Consider the following 20,133-nt stretch of genomic DNA (forward strand, 5'->3'; position numbering starts at 1 on the left):
TGGAAACTGTTGCATTTCTCGATTTTAAGTAAAAAAATAGTAAAAAAACGCTGGAAACAGTTACATTTTTTTGTCGACATCGCTATAATGGAGAAAATACGAGAGGAGCTACATGCAATGACCCAGATTTCCTTAACGATTTATGACCAAAAGCATCAAGTAAAACAAGGCAAACGAGCACCTGAAAGTGAATCTACCCTTCTGCAAGCGACGGCGGAAGACTTTGTCACGTTGGCATCCCAAGAGTGTTGTTACGAGGACGGAGATAAAATCGTTGTTTCGCTCTCACGCAGCGGACAATTTGTGTGGGTCACACTCGATGAAACGCTGGCGACTACTTTGGTGTACATCAAAGGCAACGAGTGGATCTACCCCGTAAATCTTAGTAAAAATGCCAAAGAAGCCGCGCCAGAAGGCCGTTTTGCTGGGAAAAGCCATTATTTGAGTGTACGGGTAGCAACAAAAGAAGAACTAGCAGCTTACCGCAACGTCGCCTTAAACCCTCATGATCAAAAAGAATTCTTGGGTGCCTATCCGCATGCCCATGCCAATGTTGAAACAAGAGATGATGCGACGTTTTTCGCTTGTAACGCTATTGATGGCATTTTTGCCAATACATCTCATGGCAATTATCCCTATGGCTCATGGGGGATCAATCAACAAGCAGATGCCGCTTTGACGATCGACTTTGGTCATGAGGTCAGCATCGACCAATGTGCGCTTACGTTACGGGCGGATTTTCCCCATGATAGCTATTGGCAACAAGTCACGTTGGCGTTTTCCGATGGGAGTCAAGAAATCTTGCATACGGTCAAAAGCAGCCAGCCTCAACGGTTTTCTTTCCAGCCGCGAACGGTCACTTGGGTAAAATTGCATGAACTGATCCAAAATGACGATCCCTCACCATTTCCAGCGTTGACCCAAATCGAAGTCTTCGGACGCTCTATTCAGGAGGAAAACGCGTGAATCCAGCAGAGGTAAAAGAAGAAATTTTACAGGCGGCACAGGCTTATCTTGACACTGGTGAGATTCCCTATTTGCCTTATCAAGGCTATCAAGAGTATCTCGAATCGGGGAATCGTGTTGTCTTCGAATCCCATTATTTTGCCCGCCGACGGATGTTGGTGGTTTTAGGACTTGCTTATGAAATGGAGCGTAAGGCAGCGATCAAAGTGCTGCTGGAGCAAGTGATTTGGGAAATCTGCAATGAATATACATGGTGTCTGCCAGCGCATCTGCCGATTGTCGATGGCCAGTTTTCTTCGCAAGCGCGCCACACAGTCGATCTTTTTGCAGCTGAAACTGGGCAATCCTTAGCAGAGTTGTTGATGTTGATTGGGGGAGACCTTTCACCAGTCATCACAGAACGAGTGTTGTATGAGATCGATCAACGGCTTTTTTTACCCTTCGAGGATCAAACCTGGGAGTGGGAGACAAAAAAGAACAATTGGTCCGCAGTCATTGGTGGCTGTCTTGGAATGACGGCGCTCTATGTATTGCCGAAAAAAAGCGAGCGACAATTGCGGATGATCAAACGATTGGATACTGCAATGCAAAGCTATCTCAACAGCTTTGGCGAAGATGGGGCTTGTGTGGAAGGTGTCGGATACTGGGCGTATGGGTTTGGTTATTTTCTGTATTATGCGCAATTGTTGGCAGAAGTATTGCAAGAAGATACCTACCTAAAACAGCCTAAAACCAGAAAAATCGCCGCTTTTCCTTATTACACGATGATTTCTCCGGGGCATTATATTCCTTTTTCTGATTATTCGGCGATCGAACTGCCTAGCGGCTTGGTCAGTTATTGCTACGAGCATTTAGGCGTGACGGTTCCCCAATTATCGGGGGTCAGTCCGTTAGATTTTGATCCTTGCTACCGGTTTGCCCACATCTATCGAAATTTGTATTGGCATAACGAAGCGATCACACGAGAAACGAATGCCTCGTATCATCACTATTTTGAACAAGCGCAGTGGTTCGTTGCAAAAGATGTGCAGCAGGATCTCTTTTTTGCTGCCAAAGGGGGGAGCAATCAAGAAAGCCACAATCATCTTGATGTCGGTCATTTTGTCTTAGGAACGACGGAGGAGTTGTTTCTGACGGACCTTGGTGCAGGGGAGTACACCAAAGAGTATTTTGACGAGAACACGCGCTATCACTACTTTCCCGCAGCCGCAATCAGTCATTCGCTGCCAATCATCAAACAGCACACCCAACGCCCAACAGCCGAGGAAGCAACGGTGCTACAGGTTAATGACCAGCAATTTGACTTAGACCTCAGTGCGTTCTATCCGAAAGCAGCGGTCACTGAATACCAGCGGCGCTTCGTGGTCTCGCAGCAACAAGTAACGATCGAAGACCATTTTGTCTTTGACGAGCACCAACCAAAGAATCTGGTGGTGGAAAACTTTATTACGAACATACCACCAATGGTGCAAGATAAGACCGTTCAACTAATGACAAAAAAAGCACGCTGTGTTCTTGGTTTTACCAGTGATAAGATCCAAATACAGCCAGTCACTTATCAAGATCACCATGGTGTACAGGCGCAAGCGTATTTGATTCAAGCCGAATACACGCTTGAGCAGACAGGGGAAATCAAAACGACCATTAAAATAAAAAAAGGGTGAGAAGGATGCGGTGCTTCCTTGCAATGACGTTGATCAATGCAAGAAGACACCGCAGCTTCTCAGCCTTCTTTTGGTTTTGCGGTAGATTGACGAATCACCAGCTGTGTACTTAAAAAGATGCGTCTGGCGATCCCAGGATTTTCGATGCGGTTATAGAGTAGCTCTAACCCCGTTTCACCCATCTCTTCAGTAAATGCTTGGACCGAAGAAAGGGGTGGGGAGACATAGCGGGACACCGAAATATCGTTGATGCCCATAACACTGATGTCTTCAGGAATCTTGATTCCATGAGCCGTTAGCGTATGAATGACCCCGATCGCAAAGGCATCATTGGCTGCCAAAATCGCAGTCGGCAAGCGGTCTTGCCACAAAGCCAAAGCCTGCTCCGTTAATTCTTCCCCCGTTTGGACATCCAACCGACTATTTTCTTTCACGATGAAATAATCCTCATCAAACAGCTGATAATGCTGCATCATATCGACATAGGTGTTGACCGTTGGCGTTTTGTACCGCCGATACCCATACATATTTTGACTTTCCTCGGCGCCGATAAAGGCGATTTTTTGATGACCAAGTCCCATCAAGTGAGAAAGAGCCAACTCCGTTGCTTGCGTAAAATCGGTATTGACAGAATCGTAGTCATCCAGGGGAAAGTTACTGCCAATCACACAGAGGTTGGGGTGTAGCTCATGGAGTTTCTTGACCCGCTCTTCTGTAAACTTGCCGATTGCCAGTAAGCCGTCGACGGACTGGATCACTGACTCATCAAGGTTGGAGATTTTTAACAGATCACAACCCAGTTCGGCGGCGCGTTTTTCCACACCTAAACGAATCGACATATAGTAAATGTCTTCCAATTCTTCATCATCCATCCGCCACTGAACGATCCCGATCGATTTGTTGTGTTTTTTTGGTACATCCACTGGTAGTTCACGCTGCTTTTGCTTGTTTTTGTATTTCGTATAATTTAGTTTTTCAGCTGCCTCGAAAATCTTTCGTTTGGTTTCTTCGGTCACTGAAAGACTAGGATCGTAGTTCAGAACCCGTGATACGGTTGATATTGATACCTCAGCTATGGTCGCTATGTCGGTAATCGTAGCCATAGAATCCCTCCTCCAATGCTTCTCCTCTTCAGTATATTTCTTTTTAGTAAAAAAACCAAGAGAGAAATTGCCCTTAAGTAAAAATTTTACTTTTTTTAGGAAAAACTATTGATTATTTTCCTAAAAAAAAGTATGATTTGAAATGAAGAAAGCGTTTTAAAAATGAGGGTGGCATGAATGAAGTGGATTAATTCGTTATTTATCCTGGGTCTACTTATGGGGTTGACTGCTTGTTCTCCAAATGAAGCAACGCAGACGCAAGCATTTTCCCAAAGCAGCGAAAAGCAATTAAAAGAACGAGCGCTTTGTTATTCTGACGAAGATTTTGCGCAAGGTGTCGTCCCGTTGCACGAATTCGTGAAGTTATCTGGCACCATCGTGAAGAGTGATGCGAAAACAGCAGACATTGAGAAAGGGGATCGATTTATTCTAGAAACAGCGGCTGGACAGTACCAAGTATTCAATGAACAAAGTCAACAACTGAAACTGCAAGATGTGGTGACGGTCTACGGAGAATATTATGGGTTTATTAAAGCGACATTGATTGAAAGGAAGGATGCGGATGCAATCACAGAAGCTGCAGCAATTGAAAAAGAATAAATTTGAAAGTTATGAAGATGTAGCAGCCGGCTTTAAAACGATCATGGATCAACTCAAACCCGCTTTTGCAAGCAGTCGTCCCGGTCATTTGGCTTTAGGCAGCCATGGGACTGTCTATGAGAAAGAGGTACAGGAACTTGAAGCGTTCTTGCGACCGCTTTGGGGACTCGCGCCTTATCTAACCCAGCAAGAAGATTCATTCATGGAAACCTATCTCTCAGGAATTATTGCGGGTACAGATCCAGAGAGTCCCGATTATTGGGGTGTTGTGGAAGACTTCGACCAACGAATCGTGGAAATGGCTTCGCTAAGTACCTTTTTACTATTAAACAAAGAAAAAACGTGGGATGTTTTATCCCAACGCCAAAAAGATGATCTCCATGCGTGGCTGATCCAAGTCAATCAACGAGAAATTCCTGCAAACAATTGGCATTTCTTTCGGGTTCTCGTCAATGTAGCCATGAAGCGTTGTGGCAGCAGCTTTTCTCAAGAAAAAATCGATGCTGACTTGGCATTGATCGAGACCTTTTATTTAGGGGAAGGATGGTACTGTGACGGAGTAGCCACTCAAATCGATTATTATGTATCTTTTGCGATCCACTACTATAGTCTTCTGTACTGTCGATTTGTCCCTGAAGATCTTGAAAGGGCAACGAAGTTCAAACAACGAGCCACCGATTTTGCTCAAACCTTCAAGCATTGGTTTGCAGCAGGTGGTGCCGCCGTTCCTTTTGGTCGAAGTTTGACGTATCGCTTTGCGCAAGTTTCTTTCTTCAGCGCATTGGTTTTTGCGGATGTTGAAGCATTGCCATGGGGAGAGATCAAGGGGTTGATCAGTCGTCACCTGCATCAGTGGATGCAGCAAGACATTTTTACTTCCGAAGGGATACTGACGGTCGGCTATTCGTACCAGAATCTGATCTTTGCCGAAGGTTACAATGCACCAGGTTCGCCTTATTGGGCGTTAAAAACCTTTCTTTTGTTAGCGGTACCAAAGGAGCATCCCTATTGGCAAGCCACTCCCACGCCATTAGCGATCGCTGAAAGAACACTGGCTCATCCCATCAGTAAGAACTTTTATCAACACAATCAAGACTTGACGCATGCCTTGATGTTTCCTGCAGGACAATTTATCAACTATCAAAGTCATGCCAGCAGCAAATATAGCAAATTTGTCTACTCAACGACGTTTGGCAATAGCGTGCCCAAGAGCAATTATTGGTTTTATGAAGGAAATTATGACAACACATTGGCTTTGTCAGAAGATGACCATTACTTTCGCACCAAAGGATTGGATCGCCAGTATCAGCTTTTACCTGATCGGATCATTCATGAATGGGATCCGTGGGAAGACGTGAAGATAAAAACAACGATCATTCCACTGATAGGCAGTCACCTTCGCATTCACGAGATCAATTCTCAGCGCGCCCTTTCTTTCTATGAAGGTGGATTTTCATCACCGAAAGAGCCTACTGCCATCACTGAAAAAACCGCAAGCAGCGCTGCGGTACGAACATCGATCGGCTATTCGAAAATCGAGGCGATCGCTGGCTATGAAACGAGCGATGTCTTACGAACGGAGCCCAATACGAACCTCTTGTATCCTACAACTTGGCTGCCGTATCTAACTGCTCAACGACAAGCGGGAAAGCACCTGTTCGTTTCCCTCGTCACCGGCTTGCTTCCACAAGAACAAGAACAAGCAGTGACCGTCGAAGTGACAACAGACAACATTACGATCAATCAATCCGGACATATGATCCAGGTTGAGCGAATAGGAGGAAAAAATGGAAACCAGCTATGACGTACAGCTATCACAATGGGTAGCCGAGCAAATCGACTTCACCGTTAATCAAGTAAGAAAGAATACTAAGACCTTTGACACGTTGGTCCCACCGGCAGCAAGTGAACAGCTTGTCTATCGACCAGAAGCCAACCATGATTGGACGGCGAGTTTTTGGACTGGCATGTTGTTTTTGAGTAAAGAACTGACGGGATCAACAGAATTTGATGAAACCATCGAAAAACAGCTGCACTCTTTCCAAGAACGATTGAACCAAAGAATTGGACTAGAAACCCATGATATCGGGTTTTTGTATAGTTTGACTGCGATTGCCGACTATCGAGTGAACGGACGGGAATCTTCGAAAAAACTCGCGATTGCCGCCGCCGATCTATTAATGGCCCGTTACTCACCCAAAGCCCAGATCATTCAAGCGTGGGGCAATCTCGATGATCCGCAACAACGGGGGCGCATCATTATTGATTGCTTGATGAATTTGCCGCTATTGTATTTTGCTTCCCAAATGACCGGGGATGAATCCTACAAAAAAGCAGCCTATGCTCATGCCAAGCAGACCCAGAAATACATCGTGCGAGACAACGCCACGACGTACCACACCTATTACTTCGACGTTGAAACTGGAGCGGCGATCGGCGGCAATACCCAACAAGGCTATGCTGATGATTCCTGCTGGGCAAGAGGGCAAGCGTGGGGAATCTACGGATTTACGCTTAGTTACCTTTACACCGGTGATACCAGTTTCTTGAAGACTGCTCAAGACCTTGCGGATTACTTTATTGCTGAATTACCGGCGGACAAGGTCAGTTATTGGGATTTAGTGTTTAGCGATGGTAGTCAGGAAGAAAGGGATAGTTCGGCCGCCGCCATCGCAGTCTGTGGCTTGTTAGAACTGGCGAAACATTTACCGATCACGCAGCCAAACCAAGCCGCCTACCAGAAAAACGCCTTGGCGATCTTGGCATCGTTAGCCCAAAACTATACAACGATCGACCATCCCGAATCAAACGGACTTTTGATGCATGGGGTTTATGACAAGAATTCCCTCAAAGGGGTCGATGAATGCATGATCTGGGGCGATTATTATTACATGGAAGCGCTGATGCGGGTGTCACAAAGTTGGTATTCCTATTGGTAGTTTTAGGGGCGACCCTTTAAAAAAATGTTTAATGGAGGAATGAACATGCACTTTTTGAAAAAAGGTTTATTAGCAGCAACGATGTTTGGGACGATCGCAGCTTTGGCAGCCTGTGGAGGCGGAGCGACAGATGATTCCGCTGCTTCTGAAGATGGCGACATCAAATTGACCGTAACCACTTGGAATTACGATACGACACCTGAATTCGAAAAACTATTCCGTGCCTTTGAAGAAGCGAATCCGGGCATTACCGTTGAGCCTGTCGATATTGCTTCAGATGATTATGATACCAAACTGACGACCATGCTCTCTTCCGGAGATACGACAGATATTTTGACCATGAAAAATTTACTTTCTTACTCTAATTATGCGTTGCGGGACCAATTGGTGGATCTCACTGACCATATCGGATCATTGGATATTGCCCCAGCGCAAGAAAGCTATGACATGTATGACGTAGAAGGCAAAACTTATGCACAACCGTATCGGACGGATTTTTGGGTCTTGTATTATAACAAAAAAATGTTCGATGAAGCAGGCTTAGACTACCCATCAAACATCACCTGGGACGAATATGAGGAGCTTGCCAAGCAGCTAACAAAACCAGACGAACAAATTTATGGTGCGTATCAACACACATGGCGTTCTACTACTCAAGCGATTGCAGCTGCTCAAAATGGTGCCAACTTGATCGATCCTCAATACGACTATTTAGAAGAATATTATGATCGTGCATTGCGGATGCAAGACGATAAAGCGCAAATGGACTTTGGGACAGCAAAATCAACGAAAGTTACGTATCAATCACAATTTGAAAATGAAAAAGCAGCCATGATGTACATGGGAACTTGGTATATGGGTACATTGATGACCAATATCGACGATGGCAAGACAGATGTCGAGTGGGGCATTGCGGAAATGCCGCAAAATGGAAAAGGGGAAGTAACGACATTTGGTTCTCCGACTGCTTTTGCCATCAATAAAAATTCAAAACATCAAGAAGCTGCGCAAAAATTCTTAGACTTTTGTTCCGGTGAAGAAGGCGCCAAAGTATTAGCAGAAGTCGGTGTCGTTCCTTCGTATAAGACTGATGCCATTGATGAACTTTACTTCTCCCGTGAAGGCATGCCCGCCGATGAAGTATCGAAAAAAGCCTTCAATCCAGAAACCGTCGCGATCGAGTTTCCTGTCGATGAAAATGGACCAGCGATCGACAAAATCTTGCAAGAAGAACATGACTTGATCCTTGTAGGGGATGAAACACCAAAAGAAGGCATTGCGAATATGGAAAAAAGGGTGAAATCTGAAACAGAATAGTCCTAACGAGAGAAGGGACTTGGGCAAAAAAGTTCCTTCTCTTTATTAATGAAAGGGGGCCTGCTGGCAAGCAGCAGGAGACAAATATGGAAATAACCTCAAAATCAAAAGCAGCCAATAAGTTGAAACGCAAAAATATGCTAACCGCGCTGTCTTTTATTGCACCGAACTTTATCGGCTTTTTCTTATTTACCTTAGTGCCCGTTGTGTTCTCATTGATTCTGGCTTTTATGGAATGGGATTCCTTTAGTTCGCCTGAATTTGTGGGAATGAAAAATTTCAGCAAAATGCTAGGGGACGACACCTTTTGGATCTCGTTAAAGAACACCTTTCTCTATACGATTGGCGTCGTTCCATTGACGTTAGTATGTTCCTTAGGCTTAGCGATTTTATTGAATAAAAAAGTACGTGGAATGAAGTTTTTCCGTACTGCCTTCTTCTTTCCTTATGTCACCTCGTTAGTTGCGATCGCTGTCGTGTGGAACATGTTGTTTCACCCAACGATGGGACCAATCAATCAGTTTTTGAAATTTTTTATTGAAAATCCTCCTGGTTGGACCTCCAGCTCTGATTGGGCTTTGACGGCGATCATCATAGTCAGCGTCTGGCGTGGCATGGGGTATTACATGATCTTATACTTGGCAGGGTTACAAAGTGTGCCAAAGGAATTGTATGAAGCGGCTTCGATCGATGGGGCCAACAAGTGGCAGCAGTTTCGCAACGTGACGTTGCCGTCCTTACGACCAACGACCTTCTTTGTTTCGATCATGCTGGTCATAAACTGTTTCAAGATCTTCGATTTGGTCCAAGTCATGACTGCCGGCGGACCCGGTCGAGCCACCAATGTCTTGGTGTATCAAATTTACAACGAAGCGTTTGTGAAATTTAATTTTGGTTACGCATCCGCGATCGCCATGGTCTTGTTCGTGATCGTTTTGGGCATCACGGTGATCCAGTTTAAGTGGAACCAAAGACAAGAACGGGTGTAAGGAGGGAGTACAGATGGAAAATACACTGAGTAAAAAGAATGTTCAAGCCAAACCAAAACAAAAAGCCAAGCTGTCGATCGGCAGTGTCTCCTTGATTCTCTTATTAACATTTCTCGCGTTAGTGACACTGATCCCGTTTCTTTGGATGATCTCTGCTTCTTTTAAGACCAATAACGATGTTTTTAGCGTACCGATCCAATGGATTCCAAAAAGTTGGCACCCAGAAAACTATACGGTGATCTGGGATCGCATACCTTTGCTGACTTTTTTCAAGAATACAGCATTTTTGAGCATCATCATTACCTTGATCCAATTGTTTACCTCTAGCTTTGCGGCCTATGGGTTTTCAAAGATGCATTTCAAAGGACGCGATCTGTTGTTTCTGACATACATCGGTACGATTGCGATTCCTTGGCAATCCTATATGATTCCTCAGTTCATCATGATGCGCCAGTTTGGGCTGACAGACACGCTTTGGTCTTTGGTCCTCTTACAAGCCTTCAGTGCCTTTGGCGTCTTTTTGTTGAAACAATACTATAGTAGTATTCCTGATTCACTGTGTGAAAGTGCGCGGATCGATGGTTTGAGTGAGTGGGGGATCTATCGAAAAATCATTCTACCACTGACGAAGCCCGCTTTAGCGAGTCTGACCATCATCACCTTCGTCAATACATGGAATGATTATATGGGACCATTTATCTACCTCTCCTCAACCGAAAACAAAACCATTCAGTTAGGCTTGAAAATGTTTGTCGGTTTATATGATGCCGAGTATGCCCTGATCATGGCAGCATCTGTGGTCTCCATTTTGCCAGTGGCGATCGTCTTTTTAGCAATGCAAAAATACTTCGTAGAAGGAATCGCTACTTCGGGAATGAAAAATTGAGGTGATCAATCATGTTTACCAAACCTACCTTTGAAAACAATCTTTACATGCGGATCTTCCGCTGGCTATATATTGGCTTTGCCCTGAATATCAGTTTTTGGGTCGTGAATACACCCTACACCCTCACGGCAATGTTCTTGGCAGTCGATCCTAGAAACCTCCTTTGGTTTGCATTGGCACTCTTGCTGATTGGTCCAAGCATGATCAGCCTCCTGGCTGCGATCGATCGCTTTGCAGAACACAAAGACATTGATCCAGTAAAAGATTTCTGCTACTTTTTACGAACCTTTGCCGTGCGCGGGTTTCTCTATTGGCTCATCGGCTGGCTGTGGAGTGTCATTGCGATCGTGGATATTCTGTTTGCGATTCAATTTGAAAGTGGCAAATGGCTCGTTCCTTTCTTTCTTTTGTTAGGGATGCTTTCCATAGCTCTTAGTATCAACGCGTGGTACTTCCAAGTGCGTAATCCAAAAGCAGCTAAGAAAGATGTCCTGCGTACCGCACTTTTCTTCACCCTGAAAAAATGGCCTGTTAGTTTGTTAGCAACCTGTTTGTTTGTTGCCGTTTTTGTCGCCTTGATTTTGAAGCCGCAATTTGGCTTTACTCTTTTTCCAGTCCTTTTTTTCGGACTCCTTTATTTAAACTTACGGAAATTTCAGATAAAATAGAAAGAAAGTCGTCTACGAATAAAGGAGACGACTTTTTTTAGGAGAAAGGGGTGTTTGAAGATGGCAGAAACAGTCACGCTTCAACCGATTACCGAAGAAATGATTGCTGAACTTTGGTCGATCAGCTATGGACCAAAGGCGGATTTAGAATGGAAAAAATGGGACGGACCGTATTTCCAAGACCCCGAGTTGACGTGGGAAGAATTTCGAACGGGGTTTGGCGCTAGCTGTATCGACAACCCGTTACGTAAAGCGATCAGCTATCAAGGTAGAATCGTGGGGATCGCGACCGCTTATTGGGAAGACAATACCTTGCAGCAGTGGTTGGAATTCGGGATAGCCATCTATGATGCTTCCCTTTGGAATCAAGGCATTGGCAGCCAAGCAATTCGCCAGTGGATCAATGAGTTGTTTGATGCACAGCCTCATATCCAGCGTGTCGGTTATACCACATGGTCCGGCAATCACCGCATGATGAAACTAGGAGAAAAGCTAGGGATGACCAAAGAAGCCCAGATCCGCAAAGTCCGTTTCTGGGAAGGCACCTATTATGATTCCATCAAGTATGGCATCTTGCGAGAAGAATGGGCACAGCAGAAGTGAAGGTAGGGGATGCGAGTTTTTTCGTGTCCTCTTTTGTTGTTGATGATTGATCAGATGCATTTTGCGTATAGTAAAGTACCTAGTAAAAAAGGGGCTGATCTCCTAGCTGTATTTTGTAATTACAGTAATTACGTGGTAAAATAGACTATACATGTTATGAAGGAAAGGTGATTGTTTTGGATACAGTGAAAACAAGAAAGCAAGGAAATGCGGTAATGGTCACGCTAGCAAGTAAGTTTGAGATTCCTGCTGGTAAGACCTACTTTATCAGCAAAGAAAACGATGGTACGATTTCCTTGATTCCTAAGATCGATGATTATTTTTTAGCTGCGAAAGAGAAAGAATTTGTTGATGAAGAAGATATGCTAGCTGCTGATTTTATTGTTGAAGGCAGGCAGCTTGATGAATAGGCTCGAACAAGGGACTCTTGTATTTATTGATTTTGATCCCTCGAAAGGGAGTGAAATCAAAAAGCGCAGGCCTGCTTTAGTCATCAGCAGGGATGAGTACAGTTACACCTCAAATTTGATCATTGTTTGTCCAATAACGAGTACAGATCGGAAGCGTCCTTACTTTGTCGATATTCAACACGATAAATTGAAACCTGGGAGTAAAGTAAATACAAAGCAAGTTTATACGCTAGATTATTCCGAGCGTGGCGGTAGAAAGATTGAAATTTTAGGGAAACTATCAAAAAAAGAACTGATTAACGTTGCACAGCATTTTATGATGAACTTTAATTTTCCATTATAGTTAAAAAAACAGCAGGATGGAAAAAGTGAAGGACCCTCACAAAAAACGAGTGAGGGTCCTTCACTTTGATTTCCTAAGAATACAAGGTTTCAACAATAGAGAAAAGAAGATAGTTGAAAGATAAAAGTAAAATTTCAAAAATAGTCGACTTTCTGAACAATAACCATGTACTATCTCTATGTAATACTTTATAATAATTCCAATGTACAGATTAGAAATATTTTAAAAAAGTCGGGAATAGCGTTTGAAGTTCATTCTCAATTAGTCTAAAATAGTGAGAAAGAAAAGATACTGGAGGGAAAGAAATGTCAGTTTTAGAAATCAAAAATCTACACGTCCAAATCGAAGATAAAAAAATCTTAAAAGGCGTTGACTTAGTGTTAAAAACTGGAGAGATCCATGCCATCATGGGACCAAACGGTACAGGGAAATCAACCTTGTCCGCTGCCATCATGGGTAACCCGAATTATGAAGTGACAGAAGGGGAAATTTTGTTCGACGGCGAAAATGTCTTGGAAATGGAAGTGGATGAGCGGGCTCGTTTAGGTCTGTTCTTGGCGATGCAATACCCAAGTGAAATTCCAGGCATCACCAATGCGGAATTTATGCGGGCAGCGATCAATGCCAAACGTGACGAAGACGACAAAATCTCTGTCATGGATTTCTTGAAAAAATTAGATGAAAAAATGGATTTATTGAATATGCCCGAAGAAATGGCGGAACGCTATTTGAATGAAGGCTTCTCTGGTGGAGAAAAGAAACGAAATGAAATCTTACAATTGTTGATGCTAGATCCAACCTTTGCGATTTTGGATGAGATCGACTCTGGTCTAGATATTGATGCCTTGAAAGTCGTAGCAAAAGGCGTCAATGAAATGCGCGGCGAAGGCTTTGGCGCTTTGATCATCACCCATTACCAACGTCTGTTAAACTACATCACACCAGACGTGGTTCATATCATGATGGAAGGCCGTGTCGTGATGACCGGTTCGGCAGACTTAGCCAAACGCCTAGAAGCAGAAGGCTATGCTGGGATCAGTAAAGAGTTAGGGATCGACTACAAAGAAGAAGAAGCGTAAGGAGGCAAGGTAAATGGCAAAATTACAGGATTATCTTGAACAAGTCAACGTTTTTTCAGCGGTAAAAGAAGAGCCTGAATGGATGTTGGAATTACGCCAAGCAGCCCTTGCGAAAGTGGATGAACTTGCGTTTCCAAAAATCGAGCGGGTGCGTTACGAGCGTTGGCCATTGTTCAATATCGACGAACAAGCACTTGCTGGTGAGTACGCTTTGTCAGAAGAAGAAGTGGCAGGCGCAGTTCCTGCCTTTGACGCGATGGATAACCATCCGACCCTCGTTCAGTTCGATGACACCACGATCTTTGAGCAATTACCGCAAGAGTTGATCGACAAAGGCGTGATCTTTACCGACTTGTTTACAGCAATGAAAGAAGTACCAGAGTTGGTTAATCAATACTATATGACCAAAGCAGTGCCAATGGACGAAGACAAAATGACCGCAGCACATGCGGCGTTTATGAATAGCGGCATGTTCTTGTATGTACCAAAAAACGTGGTGATCGAAGAACCCCTTGAAGCGATTTTCTACCACAATGGCAATAGCCAAGCGCATTTCTTCAAACACATTTTGATCGTTGCTGATGAGCACAGTGAGTTCAGCTATTTGGAACGTTTCCAAACCAAAGGCGACCAAGCGAAAAAACTGTCAGGCAATATCGTAGTGGAAGTAATTGCCAAAGCAGGCGCGAAGGTCAAATTCTCTGCGATTGATCAGTTAGGTGTCAACATTACTACGTATATGAATCGTCGCGGCTACGTATTACGAGATGCGATGGTAGATTGGGCGATCGGAGTCATGAATGACGGCGACGTCGTGGCAGACTTTGATTCTGATCTTGTAGGCGAAGGCGCGCATTCGGAAGTCAAAGCGGTCGCAATCAGTGCTGGACGCCAAACACAAGGGATCGATACCCGCGTCACCAATAAAGCACCGCATTCCATTGGTCATATCCTGCAACACGGCGTTATCAGAGAACGCGGCGTCTTAACCTTTAACGGTATCGGACACATTTTAAAAGGAGCCAAAGGAGCGGACGCGCAACAAGAAAGCCGTGTCCTAATGCTTTCAGACCAAGCCCGTGGCGATGCTAACCCAATCCTTTTGATCGATGAGCACGAAGTAACAGCCGGACACGCAGCCAGTGTGGGACGGGTCGATCCAGAAGAAATGTACTACTTGATGAGTCGTGGGTTGCGCAAAGAAGAAGCGGAACGTTTGGTGATTCGTGGTTTCTTAGGATCCGTCTTGACCGCGATCCCAGTCAAAGAAGTGCAACAAGAATTGGTTGCCGTTATCGAAGGGAAGTTGCTCGCATGATCGATGCCCAAAAAGTGAAACAAGCGTTTCCCATCTTGGATCAGCTCGTAAATGACGAACCATTGATCTACCTCGACAATGCCGCCACTACGCAAAAACCAGAGGCGGTGCTGCAGGCGATCACCGATTATTACCATCAAGACAATGCCAACGTTCATCGTGGGGTTCATACCCTCGCAGAACGGGCGACCCATTCCTATGAAGGCGCACGAGAAAAGGTTCGCCGTTTTATCCATGCGAGTGAGACGGCGGAAGTGCTGTTTACTCGAGGGACGACCACTGGTTTAAATTGGGTCTCCCGCAGCTACGGCGACCGTTTTGTCAATGAAGGCGATGAAATCGTGATTTCTTATATGGAGCATCACTCCAATATCATCCCTTGGCAACAATTAGCAGCCCGAAAAAAAGCTACCTTGAAATATATCCAGCTGACGCCAGAAGGCACCTTGGACATGGAAGATGCCAAGAAACAGATCACAGACAAAACCGCCATCGTTTCGATCGCGCACGTTTCCAATGTTTTAGGCGTGATCAATCCGATTGCAGAGCTAACCAAATTGGCGCATCAGCACCAAGCCGTCATGGTGGTGGATGGTGCTCAGGCTGTTCCACATATGGCAGTTGATGTCCAAGCACTGGATTGTGATTTCTATGCCTTTTCTGGCCATAAAATGTGCGGACCAACTGGCATCGGTGTCTTATACGGCAAACGGCAATGGCTGGATCAAATGGAGCCCGTCGAATTTGGCGGTGAAATGATCGATTTTGTCCATCTGCAAGAAAGCACGTGGAAAGAACTGCCGTGGAAATTTGAAGCGGGCACACCAAATATTGCCGGCGCGATCGGCTTAGGTGCAGCGGTCGATTACTTAACAGAAATCGGCTTAGAAAACATCCACGCCCATGAAGCAGACTTAGCTGCCTACGTTTTGCCCAAACTGCAAGCCATTGAAGGTTTGACCATCTATGGTCCCCAAGAAGCAGCAAAACGCACGGGAGTGATCGCCTTTAATCTAGCAGGCATCCATCCTCATGATGTTGCCACCGCTTTAGACATGGAAGGCATCGCGGTACGGGCAGGTCATCATTGTGCCCAACCCCTCTTGACCTATTTGCAAGTCCCAGCGACTGCACGGGCCAGCTTTTACCTGTATAATACAAGAGAGGACGCCGATCGACTGGTTGACGCCATCAAGCTGACGAAGGAGTTTTTCCAACATGGCACTAACGAAATTAGATAATTTGTATCGACAAGTCATTCTGGATCATTCCAGCCACCCACATCATCGGGGCACCTTGGATGATTCTACGTACAAAGTCGAATTGAATAACCCTACCTGCGGCGACGTGATCCACTTGGAGCTCGCTGTCGAAGGAGACACTATCAAAGACATCGCCTTTACTGGCGAAGGCTGTTCCATCAGTACCGCCAGTGCATCCATGATGGGAGATGCGATTATCGGTAAGACACTAGCAGAAGCTGGTGAACTATCAGGCTTATTTTCTGAGCTCGTTCAAGGAAACGACATTCCCCAAAGCGATCGCTTAGGCGATGCTTCCATGCTTGGGGGTGTGGCGAAGTTTCCTGCACGCATCAAGTGTGCGACCTTAGCTTGGAAAGCATTAGAAAAAGCCATTGCTGCCGACAGTACACAAGCATCTGTCAGTCACAGCCACGCCAATGAATCTGACACTGAAGAAACCAGCGAATAGACAACCGCACTACAAAAGGAGTGAGAACCATGGGTGTACCCGAATTAGAAGAATATAAATTTGGCTTCCACGATGACGTGCAGCCTGTTTTTAGTACCGGCGAAGGATTGACCGAAGACATCGTCCGTGAAATCTCACGGGTCAAGCAAGAGCCAGAATGGATGCTTGAGTTCCGCTTGAAGTCTCTTGAAGCCTTCAACAAGATGCCCATGCAAAACTGGGGCCCAGACCTGTCTGACATCGATTTTGATGCCATCAAATATTACCAAAAACCAAGTGATCGTCCTGCCCGTGATTGGGATGACGTACCAGAAAAAATCAAAGAGACCTTTGAGCGCATTGGTATTCCAGAAGCCGAGCGGGCATACCTGGCCGGCGCTTCTGCCCAATACGAATCAGAAGTCGTTTACCACAACATGAAAGAAGAGTTTGAAAAACTTGGCATCGTCTTTACCGATACCGATTCAGCCTTGAAGGAATACCCTGAGCTGTTCAAACAATACTTCTCAAAATTAGTCCCACCAACCGATAACAAGCTTGCTGCTTTGAACTCAGCCGTTTGGTCAGGTGGTACCTTTATCTATGTACCAAAAGGCGTTCGTGTCGATGTGCCATTGCAAACCTATTTCCGGATCAATGCCGAAAATACCGGTCAGTTCGAACGAACATTGATCATCGTTGACGAAGGCGCCAGCGTTCATTACGTCGAAGGCTGTACCGCCCCAACCTATTCAAGCAATAGTTTGCACGCAGCCATCGTTGAAATTTTTACCCTAAAAGACGCTTACTGCCGCTACACCACCATTCAAAACTGGTCAGACAACGTCTACAACCTAGTAACCAAACGGGCCAAAGCCTTAGAAGGTGCTACCGTTGAATGGATCGATGGCAACCTAGGTGCCAAAACAACCATGAAATACCCAAGTGTGTATCTTGATGGCAAAGGCGCACGAGGCACGATGCTTTCCATTGCCTTTGCAGGTGCCAACCAAATCCAAGATACTGGTGCAAAAATGATTCACAATGCACCAAACACCTCCAGCTCCATCGTCTCAAAATCAATTTCTAAAGACGGCGGTGCAGTAAACTACCGTGGACAAGTCACCTTCGGCAAGAAGAGCGCAGGCTCTATCTCCCATATCGAGTGTGACACCATCATCATGGATGACCTATCGAAATCTGATACCATCCCATTCAATGAGATCCACAACAGCCAAGTGTCCCTAGAACACGAAGCCAAAGTCTCCAAAATCTCAGAAGAACAACTATACTACCTAATGAGCCGCGGCCTCTCCGAAAGCGAAGCAACCGAAATGATCGTTATGGGATTCGTCGAACCATTCACCAAAGAATTACCGATGGAATACGCAGTCGAATTGAACCGGTTGATTAGTTATGAGATGGAAGGCAGTGTAGGTTAAACCTGTTATAGGAGCTAGAACCCTTGATATATAAGGATTCTAGCTTTTTTAGTTTACCTTGATAACAGAAACGACCAGCTTTTGACCAGCTTTTTTACTGATGTGCCATCATATCAGCAAACTCTTGACCAGTTTTCTTAGGTGCGTTGTTTGTAATGTGTGTATAGATGTCTAACGTCACTTTACTATTTTCATGCCCTAATCGTTGTTGAACTACCTTAACAGATTCTCCAGCTTCTAATAGCAAACTAGCATGGGTATGTCTGAACCCATGAGGCGTAATACTAGGTAAGTTATACTTTTTCAAAATATATCTTAACCAATCATTCACAGTGTTTGGAATGTATAGCGTGTTTTTAAGTGTTGTAAAAACATATTGCTCTTCTGAGCTCGTATTATAGCCTAGTTTAAGATATTCAGTTCTTTGTTGCATCTTCCAGTCATTTAAGATTGCTAAAGTCCCTTTATCAAGAGAAATCGTTCTTCTTGAGACTTTGTTCTTAGGCGTTTGGTTTGTGACATTCTTATGTTCATCAATTGCAACTATTTTGTTAACAAGCTTAATGACTTCATGAATACTTGGGGACAAACCATGAATCAGACATATAAACAATACAGTCCAAACAATAATGTTGATTCATACGGCTTACAACTCCCTGACTCGGTTCTGAATAATAATAAATGGCAGGTAATTATTGGTAACATGCCAATAGTTTTAAACTGGTCAGAAAATGGTGAAGAAGAATCAGGTTATTCTTTAGTAGCTGTTTATTCGGATGCAGAGGTACAAGATTATTTATCAAAGCATTTACTATTAATTCAGGAGTACCCAAAGTGTTAATAGCTAGTCAGAATCAAGGAAATTCGAATAATTACTTATACTTTAAAGAAACAGAGAATAAAGAGCTTAGAGATAATTTTAGTAATATTGTGAATAGTGGTGTAGCTTTTGATGAGATTAAATCAAATTTTACCAGAGATGAACAACTCAGCTGCTTTATCAGTAACTACGGTCAATTGCCCTATAAAGGCTATCTAACGACTGAAAATGATGACAAAGGTACAAGGGGTTACTTATTATGTTGATGAGTATATTACAAATGATAAGCAAGCTATATCAGAAGCAATTGAACATCTGAAAGCAAATTATTAGCCTATCTGTTCAGCAGAAGGTGGGAGAGGGGATAACAGTAAGCTTAAAAGAGCCATTGGAAACGGAGTACACTCTTACTCTAATTGATGGACAACCAACTCAAGCCAATCATATCTTTGGCAGAATTATACAACGAATTGAATGAATAGGATAGAGAATCCAACCCGTTGTTATTTGACCGTACTAAGGTTACCCTTTAAATGAGCTACACGGCTCTCTTGGGGTGCTCTTTTTTTGACTTTTGCAAAAGGTTAATAAGTTTTGATACATGAAACGAAGTGAAACACGGCTTTATAAACTTTGATATATAAGGGTTTCTATGTTTCATATGTAAATGAAACGAAAAATAGTCTTTGACTGAAAGTCCTTAAAAATTACTACATAGTTGTGGGAAATATTGCAGTTGAAATAGACCTACAAATATTTCATTTTAATATTATGGTGTGTTTGTATTTTTTGAAGTTGAGAAATTTTAGTATTAATGAGAGAATATATTTAAGAAAAAATGTGAGGATAGTAAATATGCACAAAAAAAATAAGATTCAGAAAATATTATCTTGTAAAATATCAGAAGCTAATTTTCATTCCTATCATATTGATTTTGATATTTGTGGAAAAGACATCTTGCAACAAAGGATTGATGATTTTGTACAAATCATGTGTGAAGAAATACCAAGTTTTGCTTTTGGCTTCCATAGAGGTGATAATGTCCCTCAAGATGAGATTTTAAATACTTTAGTTGAGGCAGCAAAATCAATATATAAGATAACTGAATACAGAGAAGTATCAGAAATGTATAAAAAAGGTGAGTCTATTGATGATAAAATTGATAATAAATATTTAAGAAGAGGTGAATTTGGGGAACTATTTCTTCATTCGATTTTAAAGTATTTATTTAATACTAATCCTTTGATAGCTAAAATCCATTTTAAAGATTCATTTGGACATGCTGTTCATGGCC

19 protein-coding genes and 2 pseudogenes are annotated in these 20,133 nt (G+C 43.7%); 19 read left to right on the top strand and 2 right to left on the bottom strand.

Annotation, left to right across the window (positions count from 1 at the left end; translation table 11 throughout):
* Positions 1-117 precede the first annotated feature (117 nt).
* Entirely contained in the window at positions 118-966 is an 849-nt protein-coding gene (locus A5877_RS11365; RefSeq protein WP_034878078.1) for a hypothetical protein, read from the top strand.
* Positions 963-2,630: a heparinase II/III family protein gene (locus A5877_RS11370; RefSeq protein ID WP_086316851.1), complete on the top strand. Its 1,668-nt coding sequence runs from the start codon at positions 963-965 to the stop codon at positions 2,628-2,630. The genes A5877_RS11365 and A5877_RS11370 overlap by 4 nt, the downstream gene beginning before the upstream one ends.
* A 59-nt stretch (positions 2,631-2,689) precedes the next feature.
* Here A5877_RS11370 and A5877_RS11375 read toward each other — a convergent pair whose 3' ends face one another.
* A complete protein-coding gene (locus A5877_RS11375; RefSeq protein ID WP_005232137.1) occupies positions 2,690-3,733 on the bottom strand; it encodes a LacI family DNA-binding transcriptional regulator in 1,044 nt (347 codons plus the stop codon).
* A 177-nt stretch (positions 3,734-3,910) separates the two neighbouring features.
* On the opposite strand from A5877_RS11375, the gene A5877_RS11380 reads away from it, so the two are divergent.
* The 15 genes from A5877_RS11380 (at position 3,911) to sufB (ending at position 18,019) form a co-directional block, all read left to right on the top strand.
* On the top strand, positions 3,911-4,333 hold the full coding sequence (locus A5877_RS11380; RefSeq protein WP_086316852.1) for a hypothetical protein: 423 nt from the start codon (positions 3,911-3,913) through the stop codon (positions 4,331-4,333).
* On the top strand, positions 4,296-6,137 hold the full coding sequence (locus A5877_RS11385; RefSeq protein ID WP_086316853.1) for a DUF2264 domain-containing protein: 1,842 nt from the start codon (positions 4,296-4,298) through the stop codon (positions 6,135-6,137). Before A5877_RS11380 ends, A5877_RS11385 begins: the two co-directional genes overlap by 38 nt.
* Positions 6,121-7,272 (top strand): glycoside hydrolase family 88 protein, encoded by a 1,152-nt coding sequence (locus tag A5877_RS11390; protein WP_086316854.1) that lies wholly within the window; start codon positions 6,121-6,123, stop codon positions 7,270-7,272. Before A5877_RS11385 ends, A5877_RS11390 begins: the two co-directional genes overlap by 17 nt.
* Positions 7,273-7,317: 45 nt before the next feature.
* Positions 7,318-8,589: a sugar ABC transporter substrate-binding protein gene (locus A5877_RS11395; protein WP_086316855.1), complete on the top strand. Its 1,272-nt coding sequence runs from the start codon at positions 7,318-7,320 to the stop codon at positions 8,587-8,589.
* Between the two features lie 86 nt (positions 8,590-8,675).
* Positions 8,676-9,578 (top strand): carbohydrate ABC transporter permease, encoded by a 903-nt coding sequence (locus A5877_RS11400; protein ID WP_086316856.1) that lies wholly within the window; start codon positions 8,676-8,678, stop codon positions 9,576-9,578.
* 13 nt (positions 9,579-9,591) lie between these two features.
* Positions 9,592-10,464 (top strand): carbohydrate ABC transporter permease, encoded by an 873-nt coding sequence (locus A5877_RS11405; protein ID WP_016619700.1) that lies wholly within the window; start codon positions 9,592-9,594, stop codon positions 10,462-10,464.
* Between the two features lie 11 nt (positions 10,465-10,475).
* Positions 10,476-11,132 (top strand): hypothetical protein, encoded by a 657-nt coding sequence (locus tag A5877_RS11410; protein WP_016619701.1) that lies wholly within the window; start codon positions 10,476-10,478, stop codon positions 11,130-11,132.
* 60 nt (positions 11,133-11,192) lie between these two features.
* Positions 11,193-11,735 carry a GNAT family N-acetyltransferase gene (locus A5877_RS11415; protein ID WP_086316857.1) on the top strand — a complete coding sequence of 181 codons (543 nt, stop codon included), beginning with the start codon at positions 11,193-11,195 and terminating at the stop codon, positions 11,733-11,735.
* 167 nt (positions 11,736-11,902) lie between these two features.
* Positions 11,903-12,145, top strand: a complete 243-nt coding sequence (locus A5877_RS11420; RefSeq protein WP_016611354.1) for a type II toxin-antitoxin system PemI/MazE family antitoxin — start codon at positions 11,903-11,905, stop codon at positions 12,143-12,145.
* Positions 12,138-12,488 (top strand): type II toxin-antitoxin system PemK/MazF family toxin, encoded by a 351-nt coding sequence (locus A5877_RS11425; RefSeq protein WP_005232114.1) that lies wholly within the window; start codon positions 12,138-12,140, stop codon positions 12,486-12,488. The genes A5877_RS11420 and A5877_RS11425 overlap by 8 nt, the downstream gene beginning before the upstream one ends.
* 305 nt (positions 12,489-12,793) lie before the next feature.
* The gene (gene sufC, locus A5877_RS11430) at positions 12,794-13,567 is read left to right on the top strand and encodes a Fe-S cluster assembly ATPase SufC (protein WP_005232112.1); all 774 of its coding nucleotides are present in this window, start codon (positions 12,794-12,796) and stop codon (positions 13,565-13,567) included.
* 13 nt (positions 13,568-13,580) lie between these two features.
* Entirely contained in the window at positions 13,581-14,885 is a 1,305-nt protein-coding gene (sufD, locus tag A5877_RS11435) for a Fe-S cluster assembly protein SufD (protein ID WP_086316858.1), read from the top strand.
* Positions 14,882-16,126 (top strand): cysteine desulfurase, encoded by a 1,245-nt coding sequence (locus A5877_RS11440; protein ID WP_061053721.1) that lies wholly within the window; start codon positions 14,882-14,884, stop codon positions 16,124-16,126. The genes sufD and A5877_RS11440 overlap by 4 nt, the downstream gene beginning before the upstream one ends.
* Complete coding sequence (sufU, locus tag A5877_RS11445; RefSeq protein WP_005232105.1) at positions 16,104-16,598, top strand: Fe-S cluster assembly sulfur transfer protein SufU; 495 nt, start codon at positions 16,104-16,106, stop codon at positions 16,596-16,598. The genes A5877_RS11440 and sufU overlap by 23 nt, the downstream gene beginning before the upstream one ends.
* Positions 16,599-16,627: 29 nt before the next feature.
* Positions 16,628-18,019, top strand: a complete 1,392-nt coding sequence (sufB, locus tag A5877_RS11450) for a Fe-S cluster assembly protein SufB (RefSeq protein ID WP_005232103.1) — start codon at positions 16,628-16,630, stop codon at positions 18,017-18,019.
* Between the two features lie 94 nt (positions 18,020-18,113).
* Here sufB and A5877_RS11455 read toward each other — a convergent pair.
* Positions 18,114-18,575 (bottom strand): annotated as a pseudogene (locus A5877_RS11455) (site-specific integrase); the annotation flags it as partial.
* A 36-nt stretch (positions 18,576-18,611) separates the two neighbouring features.
* Between A5877_RS11455 and A5877_RS17360 the strand changes: the two are divergent.
* Positions 18,612-19,105 (top strand): annotated as a pseudogene (locus A5877_RS17360) (DUF4767 domain-containing protein).
* A gap of 589 nt (positions 19,106-19,694) precedes the next feature.
* Positions 19,695-20,133 (top strand): Hachiman antiphage defense system protein HamA (locus A5877_RS11475; protein WP_139843941.1); only part of this gene is annotated, 439 nt, incomplete at its 3' end.

Origin of the sequence: Enterococcus sp. 3C7_DIV0644 (assembly GCF_002141235.1) — a bacterium.
Taxonomy (GTDB): domain Bacteria; phylum Bacillota; class Bacilli; order Lactobacillales; family Enterococcaceae; genus Enterococcus_D; species Enterococcus_D entomosocium.